Source organism: Pseudonocardia adelaidensis, assembly GCF_039543345.1.
Classification (GTDB): Bacteria; Actinomycetota; Actinomycetes; order Mycobacteriales; family Pseudonocardiaceae; genus Pseudonocardia; species Pseudonocardia adelaidensis.
The window spans coordinates 79,139-94,661 of record NZ_BAABJO010000028.1; the positions used below are offsets into that span (position 1 = coordinate 79,139).

The 15,523-nt window shown below is 69.1% G+C and carries 13 protein-coding genes and 1 pseudogene; 7 read left to right on the forward strand and 7 right to left on the reverse strand.

Annotation, left to right across the window (positions count from 1 at the left end):
- Window positions 1-2: 2 nt before the first annotated feature.
- Window positions 3-3,104 carry a protein DpdE gene (dpdE, locus tag ABEA81_RS30355; RefSeq protein ID WP_345609730.1) on the reverse strand — a complete coding sequence of 1,034 codons (3,102 nt, stop codon included), beginning with the start codon at window positions 3,102-3,104 and terminating at the stop codon, window positions 3-5.
- Window positions 3,105-3,751: 647 nt separating this feature from the next.
- A complete protein-coding gene (locus ABEA81_RS30360) occupies window positions 3,752-4,447 on the reverse strand; it encodes a hypothetical protein (protein WP_345609731.1) in 696 nt (231 codons plus the stop codon).
- Window positions 4,448-4,843: 396 nt separating this feature from the next.
- Here ABEA81_RS30360 and ABEA81_RS30365 point away from each other — a divergent pair.
- The 3 genes and pseudogenes from ABEA81_RS30365 to ABEA81_RS30375 form a co-directional block, all read left to right on the forward strand.
- Window positions 4,844-4,951: pseudogene (locus ABEA81_RS30365) on the forward strand (SNF2-related protein); the annotation flags it as partial.
- Window positions 4,952-5,081: 130 nt separating this feature from the next.
- On the forward strand, window positions 5,082-6,113 hold the full coding sequence (locus ABEA81_RS30370) for a DEAD/DEAH box helicase (protein ID WP_345609766.1): 1,032 nt from the start codon (window positions 5,082-5,084) through the stop codon (window positions 6,111-6,113).
- Window positions 6,110-9,193 (forward strand): DUF3427 domain-containing protein, encoded by a 3,084-nt coding sequence (locus ABEA81_RS30375; RefSeq protein ID WP_345609732.1) that lies wholly within the window; start codon window positions 6,110-6,112, stop codon window positions 9,191-9,193. Before ABEA81_RS30370 ends, ABEA81_RS30375 begins: the two co-directional genes overlap by 4 nt.
- A gap of 14 nt (window positions 9,194-9,207) precedes the next feature.
- On the opposite strand, the gene ABEA81_RS30380 is transcribed toward ABEA81_RS30375, so the two are convergent.
- The 5 genes from ABEA81_RS30380 to ABEA81_RS30395 form a co-directional block, all read right to left on the reverse strand.
- Window positions 9,208-10,071 (reverse strand): hypothetical protein, encoded by an 864-nt coding sequence (locus ABEA81_RS30380; protein ID WP_345609733.1) that lies wholly within the window; start codon window positions 10,069-10,071, stop codon window positions 9,208-9,210.
- Between the two features lie 154 nt (window positions 10,072-10,225).
- Entirely contained in the window at window positions 10,226-10,417 is a 192-nt protein-coding gene (locus ABEA81_RS30385) for a hypothetical protein (RefSeq protein WP_345609734.1), read from the reverse strand.
- A gap of 559 nt (window positions 10,418-10,976) precedes the next feature.
- Window positions 10,977-11,645, reverse strand: a complete 669-nt coding sequence (locus tag ABEA81_RS30390; RefSeq protein ID WP_425570736.1) for an ADP-ribosylglycohydrolase family protein — start codon at window positions 11,643-11,645, stop codon at window positions 10,977-10,979.
- Window positions 11,573-11,992, reverse strand: a complete 420-nt coding sequence (locus tag ABEA81_RS42780) for an ADP-ribosylglycohydrolase family protein (protein ID WP_425570737.1) — start codon at window positions 11,990-11,992, stop codon at window positions 11,573-11,575. Before ABEA81_RS42780 ends, ABEA81_RS30390 begins: the two co-directional genes overlap by 73 nt.
- 73 nt (window positions 11,993-12,065) lie before the next feature.
- Window positions 12,066-12,563, reverse strand: coding sequence for a nuclear transport factor 2 family protein (locus ABEA81_RS30395; protein ID WP_345609735.1), 498 nt, complete (start codon window positions 12,561-12,563; stop codon window positions 12,066-12,068).
- Between the two features lie 80 nt (window positions 12,564-12,643).
- On the opposite strand from ABEA81_RS30395, the gene ABEA81_RS30400 reads away from it, so the two are divergent.
- From ABEA81_RS30400 to ABEA81_RS30415, 4 genes are all read left to right on the forward strand, one after another.
- A complete protein-coding gene (locus tag ABEA81_RS30400; protein ID WP_345609736.1) occupies window positions 12,644-13,627 on the forward strand; it encodes a phosphotransferase enzyme family protein in 984 nt (327 codons plus the stop codon).
- Between the two features lie 254 nt (window positions 13,628-13,881).
- The gene (locus ABEA81_RS30405) at window positions 13,882-14,421 is read left to right on the forward strand and encodes a DUF3558 domain-containing protein (RefSeq protein WP_345609768.1); all 540 of its coding nucleotides are present in this window, start codon (window positions 13,882-13,884) and stop codon (window positions 14,419-14,421) included.
- Window positions 14,422-14,524: 103 nt separating this feature from the next.
- On the forward strand, window positions 14,525-14,860 hold the full coding sequence (locus tag ABEA81_RS30410) for a hypothetical protein (protein WP_345609737.1): 336 nt from the start codon (window positions 14,525-14,527) through the stop codon (window positions 14,858-14,860).
- Between the two features lie 83 nt (window positions 14,861-14,943).
- Window positions 14,944-15,519 carry a GNAT family N-acetyltransferase gene (locus tag ABEA81_RS30415; RefSeq protein ID WP_345609738.1) on the forward strand — a complete coding sequence of 192 codons (576 nt, stop codon included), beginning with the start codon at window positions 14,944-14,946 and terminating at the stop codon, window positions 15,517-15,519.
- Window positions 15,520-15,523: the final 4 nt, after the last annotated feature.

The following is a 15,523-nucleotide window of genomic DNA, read 5'->3' on the forward strand; positions in this document are numbered from 1 at the left end:
TCTCATATCGACGGCCACAGCACCACCACTCCACAAGCGATCACTGAGACGGCCGGGTGCTCGACGCCCTTCACGAGCGCCAATCCGACGGTCTCCTCCTGCACGGCCTCCTGACGGGCGCTGCGGCGTTCCGCCGCCGACGGCAGGCGCTCCGCCCGGGCCCGCAGGACCGCGAGGCGAGCGGCCACCGCGGTGCGGGCCCGCCGGGCCGACGCCACGGGATCCTCAGCGATCACCGGCATCGTCCGCAGTTCGTCGTGTGCCGCATCGGCGCTGAGCCGGCACAGGGAGGCCCAGTCCGGGAGCGCTTCGAGAACCTCGTCCCAGGCCCGGCCGACCAGCACACGGTCGCGGTCCTCATTGAACGGGACGCCGAGCACGTCCGTGACGAGACGAGGTGGCGCCGGGCCGAACGCGTTGGTCCAGGTACGGACGAGTGTCGGCGGGAGAAGTGCGTCGCCGCGCCGCCGTACCCGGCGGGTGAGAGTCTCACTCTCGGAAGGGAGGTGCGACGCGTCGAACTCGACGAGGAAGTCGCAGGCCATCCAGAGTACGGGCTCACGCACGGCGGGGCATGGACGGATGAGCGCCCGCGCCCGCCCGCGTTCGTCCGTGCGGAGGTACTGGTCGATCCACTCCACGAGCGGGTCTCCGATTCGCAACGGTGCGACACCGCCGTGCTCGGTGGCGACTTCCCGTTCGAAGGTACGCCGGCCGCGGAGCAGTGGCCAGACCGCACGTGCCTTGTCATCAGGGAGACCCTGGATTGGCGCGTTATGTTTCACCTGGAACTGGAGGATGCCGCTCCTGTCCACTGCGGGGCGCAAACCGATTCCGCTCTTGAGCGAGGTGAGTTCTAAGAACGCGTCCCGCAGTTCGTCAGTGTTCTCCTCCGCGGCTCGCAGATCCGCGACCCCCGCCGGGTCGAAGTCCGCGGCAATCGCGACCGACTCGAGTTCCTCGAGGAGATCGACGTCGTTGCGTTCCTGGGCCAGGTCGTAGCGAAGTTCGTCGACGTCCGCGGCGAATGCGTCGCTCCCTTCCTTGAGTAGACGCTCAACGAGATCGTCGAGGATCTCGGCGAGCCTGCGTTGCAGGGTCGCCACGGATTCGTCGAAGATTCCGATTCCGGCGTGGAGGAGTCGAACGTGTGCGGAAACCCAATCGCTTGTCGGTTCGGTGAAGACGGCTATCTCGGCAGGCCGCACACGGCGCGCGAACCGGTCCAGACGCCCGATCCGTTGCTCCAGTCGGTTCGGGTCAATCGGCAGGTCGAGGTTTACCAGTGTATGGGCGCCCTGCAAATTTCGTCCTTCCTCCAGGGTGCTGTCGCCCACGAGCACGCGGCCGCGGGGCTCGTGGAGAAAGTCTGATACGGCATTTTCCCGTGCGTGCGGTTCAGTATTCTCGAGGTGGGCGCCGACGAGTTTCGGCCACCGGTTCGTGGCCGCCTCGTAGAACTCTCGCGCAATCGCATGGGACGTCCCGACGATCACCACCTTCTGTTCCTTGTCGAGGTGGCCCTGCACGATGTCCAAGGCTGCCGCCATCCGTGTCCCGGTCTCCGCCAGTTCCAGGCGGGCCACCGTGGACTCCACCAGGGCGCGGTCACGTTCCGGCACGGCCATCGGCCGTCCCGGCCGCGCCGCCAACCGGCGCTTCAGGTGGTGCAGCAACGCCCGCGGCCCACCGAGGCCGTTCAGTACGGCCAGTGAATACTGGGTGCGCGCCGCGTCCGGCGGTTCCTCGGCGAGCAGTTCCCGGTATCGGTCGAGAAAGTCGTCTACCACGTTCCGGGCGGGATCGTCCAGCGGGATGAAGATGGCGCGCCGGCCGGCAACCGGATAGTCCTGAGTCGAATCGCTGTTTCGCCGGTGACGTATGACCCGGCGGCTGATGCGGTACGTCTCCCGTACGTAATTCGCCAGTTCCTCCCACACGCGAGCGGAGGAGTCCTCGGCCGCCTCGCATTGCTGGACCATCCGGGCGACCGCTGGATCGCCGCCGTGGGTGGCGAGGAGTTCCTTCAGCACGGACTTGCGCTGTCGGGAGGTCGCGCGTCGTGCGGTGAGCACCTGAAGGTCGGTGGCTTCCTTCTCTCGTTGCTGGAGTCGCCGGCGGAAAGACTCGATGTCGTCGCGAGGAAACGCCTCTGGGTCCACGAGGTTCAGGAGATCGCGGAAGACCGCGGGATCCGCCCGCATGGGCGTGGCCGAGAGCAGCAGTAGGCCCTTCGTGTTCAGCAGGTCATCGCGGAGGATTGGAAACCGATCGAGTTCGCGGAGCAGGCGGTGTGCCTCGTCGACTACCACGAGCGCGTGTTCGCGCAGCCCGCGCGCTTCGCGGAGTTTTTCGTGCGGCATTACCTGGAGGCGTCCCTCTCGGAACGCTGGTGCAAGCACGAGTTTGTCCCGGAGTTCATCGCGCCACTGATCCGTGAGAGTATCCGGAACAGTGATGAGTACTGTCGCAACGGAATCGTCCAATAGTAGTTGGCGAACGATCAGACCTGCTTCGATCGTTTTGCCCAGGCCCACTTCGTCTGCCAATAGGTACCGGAGAACCGGGTCCGAGAGTACCCGGGCGACGGTATCGAGTTGGTGCTCGTACAACTCGACAGCGGCGGAGAGTGCGGCCGTGAACCCGCGAGACGTCCGCCGTTGATGCACCAGTTTGTCGGTGAAGGGACGGCGAGCCTCGTAGTACTCGGGTGAGTCACAAAGACCGTGCCTAACGGCGGTCACCGGATCACTAAGAGGCTTGTCCCAGCGAACGACGAACCGGTTGCCGCGGAGCTTCAGGTCGCGCGGCAATCCACGGACATGAACCCAGTAGCTGTCATTGCCTGACCATCCGGTCACTTCTGCCGCGTGCCAACCGAATGGCTTGCCTTCCAGCCAGACTCTTGTGCCTGGTGTAATGCGCGCTAATTCAAGGTCCTGGGTGGGGACCGTCATGGTTTTCGTGACTGCACCAGGGATGTCCGTGTACTCGACGATTGCGTTGCCGTCGGTGGTCTTGCCGCGGCAGACTCCGTATCCAAGATCATTCGTCGTGGCCCGTACCCATCGCCCGACATAGCTGGGCGGAAGTGAGTACCTCATGGTCAATGAAGGTGTCTACCTCTCGAGTCGGGTTGCCCGCAGGCGACGGGGTGCGGCGAGTGGCGCAACCTGCGGCCGTTCGGGCAAGCGTGGAAGCACCTTTTGTCCAACCTCCAACCGAGTTCGATCGTGGACGGTAGATCGTTACAACCCGTCCGTTCGCGCCTTGAACGCCATCCGCCAGGTCCTCGGCCGGGACCGGGGCGCGAGCGGCACCGCGGTGCGGGGCCTCGCGAATCGGGCCGGGGTCGTGGTCTGATGGGGGAGCGGTCGTGTCGGTCGTCGTCACCTGACGGGGCGAGCCAGCGTTCCCGACGAGTCCGAGCTCGACCGGCCTCGGCCCGAACTCGTCGTCGCCTGCCCGCTCACGTTCAACACGGCTAACAAGGTCGCCGCCGGGGGTCATGGAACGAGCGCGGCCGGCGCGATGCGCCACGCTTGGCACCGGGGGCCGGTCGTCGCCGTGCTGATGGTCTACAACGGCTCTGGGGTCGCCCGGTCTGGCCGTCGAACCTCCGCGCGCTGGCGGGGCCGGCGTGCGGTTTGGCGACCCGCGCTCCGGGCAGGTCGGTGATCTAGCGCCGGCGCAGCCGGGAACGGGGCCGGAGGTCGTCGCCCGGTTCGATCCGGCGCGGGTGGTCGCCGGGTCATCGGCTGAACCCGCACGTACGTGCTGCCCTCCGCATCGTGGGGACTGCTCGCGCACCCACCTCGGATCCCGCCCTGCGTTCGTTAACGATCTCCTCGCCGCCCCCGATCAATGTTCCGATCACGACGGGATGGGAGCGATGGATCAACGGGACGCCGCTCGGGGCAAGGTCGGCTCCGCGGCCAGGTCGACGATCGCTGCCGTCCGTGAGTTCGCCGAACGGGCATCTACGCTGCTCACCGCGCCGCAAGTGCTCCGCAACAGCGCCCGGCACCAGATCGAGATCGTGAACGCTGACCACGTCGCCGCACGGCTGCGCGAGATGCCGATCGACTCGCTCAAGGAGGTCGCTGGTCGGGGTGTTCGGTTCCGGGCGCTCGAGCAGGCCGGCTATCGCACGGTCGCCGATGTCCTGAACGCGCCCGATTACCGGCTCCAGCAGGTGCCCGGTGTTGGGCAGGCGACGGTGCAGGAGGTGCGGCGGGCCGCGCGGACGGCCGCCGTCCGGGTGCACCAGGACGTCCGCTTCCGCTTCGACCCCGACCGGCGTGACCCCGCACAGACACAGCTGCTCGCCACCCTCGCCGCCATACGAGCCGCGGACGGCGCGGCAGCGGCGTTGCACGAGCCCTTGCAGGCGTTCCGCACGCAGGTCGCGCCGTTGGTCCCGGAGGCGGAGCGGGCGAGCAGCCATCTGAAGATGGCCTTCTCTTGGCGGTCGAAGAAGGAGTCAGCACTCGACGCGCTTGCCCAGCTCGACGCGATCCTCGCCGACCCGCGCGTCCGCGCGCTCCAGCAGACGGTGCACCTGCGCGAACAGGCCGTCGACCCGCGGAGCTACGACCCGGCGCAGCTCTGGCGCGACTACCTGTCCGACGCGGCGTCCGTGAACGCGGTGCTGTCGACGGTCGGGGGCACGGGCGGAGCGGAGGACGAGGAGGCGGCGCGCGGGTTCGTCCCGGAGGAGCTGCGGCAGCGGATCAGCGCGGTCCCGCTCGACACCTCGAAGCTGACCTCGACCCTGCGCGGCTACCAGGTCTTCGGCGCGCAGTACGCCATCCACCAGGAGCGCTCGATCCTCGGCGACGAGATGGGGCTGGGCAAGACGATCCAGGCCCTCGCCGTGTTCGCCCACCTCGCCGCGAAGGGACAGCGGCGCTTCCTCGTCGTGTGCCCGGCGAGCGTGCAGATCAACTGGCTGAACGAGACGGGGAAGCACACCGTGCTCGCGGCACACAGCCTGCACGGCCCCGACCGCGACGCCGACCGGCCGGCGCTGGCTGCAGGAGGGTGGTGTCGCCGTCACGACGTTCGGGACGCTCGCGCGGCTGCCCGACGACGTCCGCAACGCCGACGTCGCGATGCTCGTCGTCGACGAGGCGCACTACGTCAAGAACCCGGACGCCGCTCGCTCCCAGGCGGTGCAGGCGGCGGTGAAGCGGTCGCAGCGGACGTCCTTCCTCACCGGCACGCCGATGGAGAACCGGGTGGAGGAGTTCCGCACGCTCGTCGGGTACCTGCAACCGAGCGTGGCGCGCAGCGTCAGCGCGCAGGACGCGGTCGCCGGCGCGAAGACGTTCCGGCGCGCCGTTGCGCCCGTCTACTTGCGGCGGAACCAGGAGGACGTGCTGACGGAGCTGCCCGACAAGATCGAGATCGAGTCGTGGGTGCAGCTCAGCGCTACGGACGAGGCGCGGTACGAGGCGGCTGTGTCGAAGCGGAACCTGATGGCGATGCGCCAGGCGCCGTTCAGCACGCCGAGCTCGGCAAAGCTCGAACGGCTCCGCGACCTCGTCGAAGAGGCGGCCCAGGACGGCATGAAGGTGCTGGTCTTCTCCTACTTCCTCGACACCCTCGGGCTGATCCACGAGGCGCTCGGGGACGCGGTGGTCGGGACGATCACGGGTGCGGTGCCGCCGGCGATGCGGCAACAGCTCGTCGACGACTTCGCGAAGCGGCCCGGGCACGCTGTCCTGCTCAGCCAGATCGAGGCCGGTGGGGTCGGGATCAACATGCAGGCGGCGTCGGTCGTGGTCCTGACCGAGCCGCAGTGGAAGCCGAGCACCGAGGAGCAGGCGATCGCGCGGGCGCACCGGATGGGGCAGGTGCGGACGGTGCAGGTGCACCGGCTGCTGGCCAAGGACTGCATCGACGAGCGGATCCGCGAGATCCAGGAGGGCAAGCGGCTGTTGTTCGACGAGTTCGCGCGCAAGAGCGAGGCGAAGCACGCCGATCGCAGGGCGGTGGACGCCACCGACCACCGGCCGGACGTGCTCGACGACGAGTCGGTGCCGGTGGCGCAGCGGGTGGTGGCCGCAGAGCAGTACCGGCTGGGCCTTGACGGGACCTCCCGCCGATGATCGATCCCCTCCCCGAGGGTGTGTACGAGTCCTTGCGGACGCGGCGACTCGACGCCGCCCTCGACCGCCTCGTGGATCTCACACCGCGCTTCCTCCCCGTCGAGGACGCCGACCAGCCGCATGTGCTCGCCCGCCACGTCGCGAGCTCCGTGGAGCGGGCGCTCACCGACGAACCCGACCCGGACCGGCGGCGCGCGCTCGTCAACGACTTGCTGCTCCGCGTCGCGGCCGAGGACGACCAGCTCGCGGCCGAAGCCCAGCACCTCGTCGTGCTCACCCGCGAGGCGGCGCCCGGGGTGCACCGGCTGGAGCGGCCGGTCACCCCGCTGTCCTCGGCCGCCCTGCTCACAAACGCGCCCGAGGAACCGTCGCTCGGTGCCGAGTTGCGCGCCGAGCTCGCTTCAGCCGACCGCGTCGACCTGCTCTGTGCGTTCATCCGATGGCACGGCGTCCGCGTGCTGGAACAGCAGCTCGACGTGCTGCGCAGCCGAGGCGTGCCGTTCCGCGTGATCACCACGACCTACGTCGGAGCGACCGAGCAGCGGGCCGTGGACGCGCTCGTTCGGCGCTTCGGAGCACAAGTCAAGATCAGCTACGAGACGCGCACGACGCGGCTGCACGCCAAGGCGTGGCTCTTCCACCGCGCGACCGGCTTCGACACCGCGTTCGTCGGCAGCAGCAACCTCTCGCGATCCGCGCTCGTGGACGGGTTGGAGTGGAACGTCCGGCTCTCGTCGGTGGCGACCCCGGACCTGCTGCGCAAGTTCGCCGGCACGTTCGACAGCTACTGGGCGAGCCCCGAGTTCGTCGCCTACGACCCGGAGAACGCGGACGACGTCGAGCGGCTGCGGCAGGCGCTCGGCCTGGACCGGATCGCCACCGCCGGACAGTTCGTCTCCGGCCTCGCGGTCCGTCCGAAACCGCACCAGGAGGAGATCCTCGAGGCGCTCGACACCGAGCGGAGCATCCACGGCCGGCATCGCAACCTCGTCGTCGCGGCAACCGGGACCGGCAAGACCGTCGTGGCCGCATTGGACTACGCACGCTTGCGCGCCAGCCTGCCGCGGCACCGGCTGCTGTTCGTCGCGCACCGCAAGGAGATCCTCGAGCAGTCCCGGCACACGTATCGCGCAGTGCTGGCCAATGGAGCGTTCGGCGAGGTGTACGTCGGCGGGGAACGGCCGGAGCGGTGGGAGCACGTATTCGCCAGCGTCCAGTCGCTCGCGGCGTACGGGGTGCAGCGCCTGCCCGCGGACCACTTCGACGTCGTCGTCATGGACGAGTTCCACCACGCCGAGGCCCCAACGTACCGGGCGCTGCTCGATCACATCCGCCCGCGCGAGCTGCTCGGGCTGACTGCGACACCCGAGCGGGCCGACGGTGCCGACGTCCGGCAGTTCTTCGGTGGACGGAGCGCCTACGAGCTGCGCCTCTGGGACGCGCTGAGCGCAGACCTGCTGGTCCCCTTCCACTACTTCGGCATTGCCGACGACGTGGACCTGCAGGGCATCGAGTGGAAGCGCGGTTCCTACGACGTCACCGCGCTCGATGCGATCTACACCGGCAACGACGCGCGGGCGGCCAAGGTCATCCGGGAGACGCGGGACAAGGTCACCGACGTGCACGCCATGCGCGCTCTCGGCTTCTGCGTTTCGGTGGCGCACGCGCAGTACATGGCCGAGGTGTTCACCCGCGCCGGGATCCCCAGCCTCGCCGTCGCCGGCGGTTCACGCTCCGACGAGCGGTCGGAGGCGCTGCGGCGGCTGCGTGCGGGAGACATCAACTGCCTGTTCGCGGTGGACCTGTTCAACGAGGGTCTCGACATTCCCGAGGTCGACACGGTGCTGTTCCTGCGTCCGACGCAGAGCGCGACGGTGTTCCTGCAGCAGCTCGGCCGCGGGTTGCGCCGCGCACCGGGGAAGGCAGTTCTGACCGTCCTCGACTTCATCGGCCAGCACCGCCGCGAGTTCCGCTTCGACGTCCGGTATCGCGCGCTGACTGGCAGCACCCGCAAGCGGCTCGAGTCCGATCTCCGCCACGGGTTCCCGTTCCTCCCGTCCGGGTCGCAGTTGATCCTCGATCCCGTTGCACGGGACATCGTCCTCGACAACGTGCGGCACCAGCTGCGGCTCTCGCGACGCGCGCTCGTCGCGGACGTCCGTTCGCACGGCGACCTTCCGCTAGCGCGCTACTTGGACGAGTCCGGGCGCGACCTGCCGGACGTCTACAAGGACAAGGGATCGTGGACCGGCCTGCGTCGGGCGGCGGGGCTTCCCACGGCCGCGCCGGGGCCGGACGACGCAGCGCTGCTGAAGCGCGTCGTCGCGTTCGCGCACGTAGACGATCCCGAGCGGGCGGAGACGTACGGCCGGCTCGCTGACCCAGCGGGTCCCGCCTACGAGGCGTTGACCGAACGCGAGCAGCGCCTCGCACGCATGCTGTTCTTCCTGCTCTGGCCGGACCGCGGCGGGCACGCCTCCTACCAATCCGGCCTCGACGAGCTGCGCCGTCATCCCGCAGTCTGCGCGGAGATCCGGGAGCTGGTTGCGCTCGCACTCGATCGGGCGCGGCACGTCCCGCGGTCGCTCGGGGAAGGGCTGCAGCACGTTCCGCTGCTGAGCCACGCCCACTACCGGCGCGAGGAGATCCTGGCCGCCCTCGGCTGGGCATCGCTCGAACGGAAGGCGTACGGGCACGCGCAAGGCGTGGCGTGGGCGCCGGAGGTGCAGACGGACGCGCTGCTGGTGAACCTCCGCAAGACCGAGCGCGACTTCTCACCCACGACGATGTACCGCGATTTCGCTCTCAGCCCGGAGCTCTTCCATTGGGAATCGCAGAACAGCACGTCGATCGTTTCTCCGACTGGGCAGCGGTACCTTCACCACCAGGAGCGAAGGAGCCACGTCGCGCTGTTCGTGCGTGAGGCGCCGATCGACGATCTGGGTTCCGCTCCGTTCCTGTGCCTCGGACTGTGCGACTACGTGGAGCACCAGGGTGAGCGGCCGATCGCCGTGACGTGGCGACTGCGGCGGCGGATGCCGGGGGAGACGTTCCGAACCGCGAGCGTGGTGGCGTCGTGAGGATGTGAGCCCCCTCATCCAGCTGGGCTGATCGGGTGGAAGTCACGCAACGCGCTTTGCCGCTCACCGCGTGCTCGTAGTTTTGAGCCGGGGGTGGGGCGTGGGGACGTCGACGGCATGGCCTGGCCCGCGATGGCGTGGATCTCGTGGAGGTATTCGACGGGCCGGTCCCCATGCGCGCGAAGGGCTCCCAGAACCCGCTGCTCGAGTTGACGAAGGGTGAGGTGTGCGCCCGTGGCCGCGATGCTGGACTCTCCGCGGACGTACTCTTCAGCACGGTCAGCTGCGGCCGTCCCACGGGCCGCGCATTGCCCAACTGCGGAAGCTGCTTCCGAAGGCGGTCGTCCAGGAACTACTCGAAGCTGGGCGATCCAGCAGGCGCAGCTATCGCTGATTGGCCACGGTGCACGGCTGAGGAAATCGGAAAGTGTCGTTCGTATATCGGCAGCGGTCACTTTCCGCGTGGACGCTTGGTCTTCGTAACGTTCGGCCAGCTCCGTCATCGGTGGGATGAGGCCGAACGGATCGTCGGGGTTGTGGTATGCCTCGGTTGCGATGTGCCGGGCCGCGCGGTAGGGCGTCTGAACTCCCTCGACGAGAGAGTTCGCCTCGTTCCAGCACAGCAGGTGAAAGGGCCAACCGGGACCCGCCTCGCCGAGGATCGTCATCGGCGGGATCCACAGCACTGGATCGCGCGAACGCTCCTGCTGCTCGAACGTCACCTCAGCGGCATCCCGCTCGGCCAGGTCGCCGATGAGGGGGCGGAGTCGCTCGACACACGCGAGGGAACGGGTCTCGAAGTCGCTGCCGGTGCGGAGTTGCCGTGGATCAGGCAGGAGTGCGATGACCTCCCGGTATCTGCGCAGAACGGTGGTCATCGGGTGGTCGTCGTGCCATTGCCTGGCGCATAGGTTCACGAAGCTGGTGAGATGCACCCGCAAGGCCCGGTCGGACCATGAGTTCACCAGGTCCCACTCCTGGGCCTGGAGCTTTCGTACGCGCTCACGCACGCCCGCTGGTCGCACACCGGAGCTATAGGGCGTTCGCGCACCTGGTCCAGTCGTTGCTGAGGGAGGTGTAGATCGTGACGATGTCACCTGACGCATCGTTGACCACGACTTCTGCTCGGGTTCTCGTCCCGTTGTACTGGTAGATGAGCCTGGTGTTGCCCGGGTCGCCCTTGCGGGGGAACCCGTAGCTCACGACCTTGTCGACGCATCGCATGAAATCAGGGATGTTCCCGTACGGGTCGTGCGCCGGGTCTGTCCTCGTCGTCGAGGAGCATGTGTCGTAGGGAACTGCATCTCCATTGCTGTTGGTCACCTGTCCGGATGTTCAGCCAGCCCATCAAGATTTCGCTCGGCCCGATCTGGTGCTCCATGCACGAATCCATGCGATTCTCGAGCTTCACCGGGTCGAACGAGAAGCCTGGCATCGGGTCGGCTGTCGCCGTAGGGGCCGTTGCGGCTGCGCCGAGCATGAGAGCGCCCAGAGCGAGCGAGACGAGATGACCTCGCTCCTTGAAGCAAAGGCCTCCACGCTGTGGCGCGAATGGCGGATGCGTTCGATCATGCCGAGCTCGGCGTCGCCTGATCGCAATTCGCTCGAATCGTTTGCAGATGCGAACGTTCGTTGACGAGCGGACCTGTCCGATCTTTTGCTCTGGCAGTAGTCGGACGAGCAGTAGCTCGTCACGTGATAAGGAGCTAGGCCGAGCAGCAGCCCGCGCACCCGGACAGCCGGTCGGCGCGGCGCTCGGCCTCTCGGACCGCCGGCCGCACCGTCAGCGTGGTGACGGCGGTGAGGGCTCGACGAGCCGGCCGGCGAGGTCGAGGACGGTGTCCCGGCCCTCCACCTGCGCGGCCCAGTCCGCCGGCACCGCCGCCTCGCCGTGGAGTGCGCCGAGCAGGTTGCCGGTGATCGCGCCGGTCGAGTCGCTGTCGCCGTCGTGGTTGACGGCGAAGAGCAGCGCGGTGCGCAGCTGGTCCGGTCCGGGGTGGGTGAGCGCGGCGTAAACGCTCATCGCGAGCGCTTCCTCGGCGACCCAACCCTCGCCGAGCTGGTGCAGTCGCTCGGGCGTTGCCGGGCCGTCGGCGGCGGCCACCGCTCGGCTCAGAGCGGCGGTCGTCTCCTCGTGGCCGGGGTGCCCGGCGACCAGCTCGATCGCCGCGGACACCGACTCCGCGAGCCCGCGCCCGTCGACGAGGTGCCGGACGATCACGGCGAACGCGGCGGCGGCGAGCCGGGCGGTCGGGTGGCCGTGGGTGAGGCAGGCGCCGGTGATCGCGGCCTCGGCGACCGCCTCCGGGGTGGGCAGCCGGGCCGACAGACCGAACGGCGCCGAGCGCATCACCGTCCCGCAGCCCTTCGAGCCGGCGTTCACCGGCGCCGTGACGGTGCCGCGCTCCGCGGCGCGGAGCCCGGACAGGCACGCGTTGCCCGGGGCGCGCACGGCGTAGAGCCAGGGCTGGGCGGCGAGGCCGACGGCGTCGTCGGGCGCGGCGGGCCGCTCCTGGGTGACGAGCCAGCGGAGGTAAGCGGCGTGGAGCGGTCGTCGAGTCCGGGCGGGTCCGTGTCCAGCAGCGCTTCCGCCGTGAACAGCGTCATCTGGGTGTCGTCGGTGACGAGCCCGGGAGCTCCGTACGGCGACGGCACGAGGTCGGTGACGCCGGCCGGGCCGAACCTCGATCGGATCCCGGCGTACGCGTCGAACTCGACGGGGGCGCCGAGGGCGTCCCCGACGGCGCCGGCGAGAAGACAGCCGCGGGCACGGGAGCGGCGCTGCTGCGGATCGATCACGACAGCAGACCCTACGGCCGGGTTGTGTGCCCGATCGTTTGCGTTCCGCGGAACGCGCGGCGCTGAAACATGCTCAACGAACGAGGAACTTGCGCCTCGCCATGAACGGCCCGAGCCCGGAACGCCACCACGGGAGCCAGGCCGACGGCCGTCGCATCACCGCCTGGATCAGCGGCCCCGAGTCGAAGAACGAGTCGCGGCGGAGGACCGTGCCGTTGACCGTGAGCCAGAGCTTGTCGACCGCCCGGAACTCGAGGGGTTTCGCGCCGAGGGTGGCGGTGAGCTGGAGTTCGATGAACATGAGGTCCTCTTGGCCCGCCCAGCTCATCACCGCGCCGCGGATGTCGGGGAGGAGCGTCACGATGCGCTGGGCCTCGTCGTGCCACGTCCGCCGCGTCGTGCCGGGCTGGGTCAGCGGCTGGTGGAGCTCGACGTCCTCTTCCATGAGGTTGTCCCACGCGTGCGGTTCGGGTGCGTCCCAGCCGCGGGCGAACGCGGCGAGGACCCGTTCGTGGATGGTCGGCCAGACAGTCGTCGCCGTGCGGTAGGGGGCGTCGTCGTTGGTCGTCACCGCGTCCTCCTGGGGAGACTGGGTCGGGCGGGCGAGGTGCCTGCAACCTACCGCGAAAACGCGAGCTCATGATCCAGTGGTTGCGCACTACGATCTTCGCGATGTTCCCGACCGGGCTCTCGATGCTGTGGGAATCGACCGATCCGCGCGTTGCCCTGCAGGAGCGGTTCGGTCTGGACAGCTTCGACGACGCGGCCGGCTGGCTCGCCGAACGCCTCGCCCGTGACTGGGCGATCGACGTCGAAGCGTGCGACCGGATCCTCATCAGCGCCGCCAACGGCATCGCGTGGCTCTGCACCGACCGGGGGACGGTGGTGGCGAAATGGTCCCGGGCCCAGGACCAGTTCGTCAGGCTGGCGGCGATCGCAGATCTGCTCCAGGTGCTGCACGGGCAGGGGATTCCGGTGGCGCCGCCGCTGCCCTCGGTCGACGGCCGGCTGCGCGTGATCGTCGACTCCGCTGCGTCGCCGCTGTCGATGACGGTGCAACCGCACGTCGACGGCGGCCTGCTCGACATCACCGATGACACCGCTGTCCGGCGGGCCGGCGCGTGCCTCGCTCACCTGCACTGCGCTCTGGCCGTGCACCGGGACAGCAGGCTGATCGAGGTCGAGCCGGCCCGGCCCGTCGACCTGCGCAGGCGGCTGGAGACGTGGCTGGACCACGACGACGCAGGGACGGTGCCTGCCGCGTCGGCGCGGCTGCGCGAGCAGGTCGCGTCGCTGCCGCCGATCGACAGCGGACTCCAGCTCATCCACAACGACTACCGGGCGTCCAACATCATCACGGCCGGCTCCGAGGTCGCCGCCGTCCTCGATTTCGACCGCGTCACATGGGACTACTGCGTCGTCGACCTGGCGAACACGTTCGTCCGGCTCGGCACCTACTTCACCGATTGGCGCCCCACGCCGGTGGGTGTTCGCGGCGCGTTCCTGGACGGGTACCGATCAGTGCGGTCACTCAGCCCGCTCGAGCACCAGTGGCTCGATGTGCTCGCGCTCTGGTATGGCATCACCGCCATCCCCGCCGGTGATGATCCGGCCGGATGGGCCGACGCGCTGTAGCCGTCACCGCGGGACGGCCTGATCGAGGACCGAGCGCTGCAGTGTGGCCGGTGGCTGGAGGAGGTTCTCCAAACACCTGGTGCCATCGGTGTTCCACACGCGAGTTCACCGTGGCGGGATCGAATCGGTCGCTCCGGTCGGCTGAGCGGAGCAGCCTCGCTGCGGTCGCGATGTCCCACGATCGATGACCCCAGTGTGACCGGACGGCTACCGTGCTCCTCGTGCGACGGGTGGCTGGTGCGGTACTGGTCGTGATGCTGGCTTCCGCGTGCGCGATCCAGGGCTCGGCGGGTCCGGCGGCCCATCCGACGCCACCGGCCGTCGAGCTCCCACCACGGCCAAGGGAGGTGCGGCTGGACGGGGTGGACCCGTGCTCCCTGCTCACGGATGAGCAGCGGGAGAAGCTGGGGTTGGACGGTCGGCCCGTTTTCTCGCAGGCCCCTGTCGGCTTGTATCGAGGGGCCGAAGTCCCGTCGTGCACCACTGGTGGGTTCGAGCCACGAGCCGTCACCGTTGGCGTGAGCCTCGTGACGAGCGTCGGGATCGAACGGTTCACATCGGGCGAGCTGGCGGCAGAACTGCGCCCGATCGAGGTACGGGGTTTTCCGGCGCTCGTCGCGGTTCCGACCCGGTTCACCGATTACTGCACCGTGGTTGTGGATGTCGCAGCGGGCCAGCTGCTGGATGTGCAGTTCGCGACGGGCGGGCGGCAGCCACCGATCCCGCAGCCACAGCTGTGCCGTGACGCGGAGACTGTCGCGGGTGAAGTGATGGCGACCCTGGTCGACCACTGACCTCCGGTGGCGAGGCGTTCACGATCGCACACGATCAGCGCTCCTCGGGTCGCGAATTGCCCGGGCAGGTTTACGGTCGGATCATCCGATCGGAGGAGGGCGCATGCCTGGTTTGCTCCCGTCCGCCGCCCTGCGGATCGAGCCGTCCGCGATCCCGGTGGTGCGCTTAGCATTCGACGACTCGCTTGCCGAGCTGAGATCGCACCTTGTTCGGCTTCGCCAGGAGGGATACATCGCCGAGCCCTGGCTCGGCGACCCGGTGAGCGCCGACACTGCGCGCGAATACAACTCGCGCGTGATGGATGCAGCGGACGGGTCGTACGCGGCCATGGTGGCGTTGGAGGCCGAGCTGCTCCGGATCCGCGACTCGCTGCAGGTGATGGAGGACCACTACCGCCGGACCGAGGGCGAGAACGCGGCGCTGTGGGGGCGGCTCTGAGGGTGGCCCTCCCGCCCCCGGTTCGCTGATGCCGCCGCTCTCCGAACGTGCGGTAGACATGGTCTGTTCGAGGGAGCAGCGGGTTGACCGAGTGCTGGTGGACCTCCATCGAGGACGACGGGCTACTCCTGCGCACCCTGCTCCCTGCGGACGCGGAGGGAGTGCTCGCCGTCCACGGCGATCCGCGCGTGTACACCCTCGACCCGCACGAGCGGCACGTCGACCTGGCGCACTCGCGGAGTTTCCTCGCGCCGATGATCGACCACTGGGGGAGGCACGGCTTCGGGTACTGGACAGTTCTCGTGCCGCGCACCTGGTGGTCGGCCGGCGTCCCCGGGCCGGAGCCGCGCGACGGCGACCGCGTGCACGCCGGGCTCGGTGGCATCCAGCACCGCGCGGTCGCCGGCGAGCCGGTGCTCAACGTGTACTTCCGGCTGGCGCCCGGCGTTCATGGTCGCGGGATCGCGGGGCGGATCCTGGCCGAGTGCGTCCGGGTGGCGCCGAAGGTGGCGAGCGGCGTCGACATCGTGGTCCGCACGCGCCCTGACAACGCCGCCGCGCGCCGCGTGGCCGAGCGCGGCGGGTTCGTCGACGAAGGGCTGGAGCCGGGGACGACGGACATGCAGCTGCTCCGCATGCGCGCCCCCGACCGCACGTAGATCA

Coding starts and splice junctions, on each gene's coding strand:
- ABEA81_RS30410 (WP_345609737.1), top strand. CDS start 14,525: ATGCCTGGTTTGCTCCCGTCCGCCGCCCTGCGGATCGAGCCGTCCGCG.
- ABEA81_RS30385 (WP_345609734.1), bottom strand. CDS start 10,417: ATGCGATGCGTCGACAAGGTCGTGAGCTACGGGTTCCCCCGCAAGGGC.
- ABEA81_RS30375 (WP_345609732.1), top strand. CDS start 6,110: ATGATCGATCCCCTCCCCGAGGGTGTGTACGAGTCCTTGCGGACGCGG.
- ABEA81_RS30380 (WP_345609733.1), bottom strand. CDS start 10,071: ATGACCACCGTTCTGCGCAGATACCGGGAGGTCATCGCACTCCTGCCT.
- ABEA81_RS30405 (WP_345609768.1), top strand. CDS start 13,882: ATGCTGGCTTCCGCGTGCGCGATCCAGGGCTCGGCGGGTCCGGCGGCC.
- ABEA81_RS30360 (WP_345609731.1), bottom strand. CDS start 4,447: ATGGCTGCTCGCCCGCTCCGCCTCCGGGACCAACGGCGCGACCTGCGT.
- dpdE (WP_345609730.1), bottom strand. CDS start 3,104: ATGAGGTACTCACTTCCGCCCAGCTATGTCGGGCGATGGGTACGGGCC.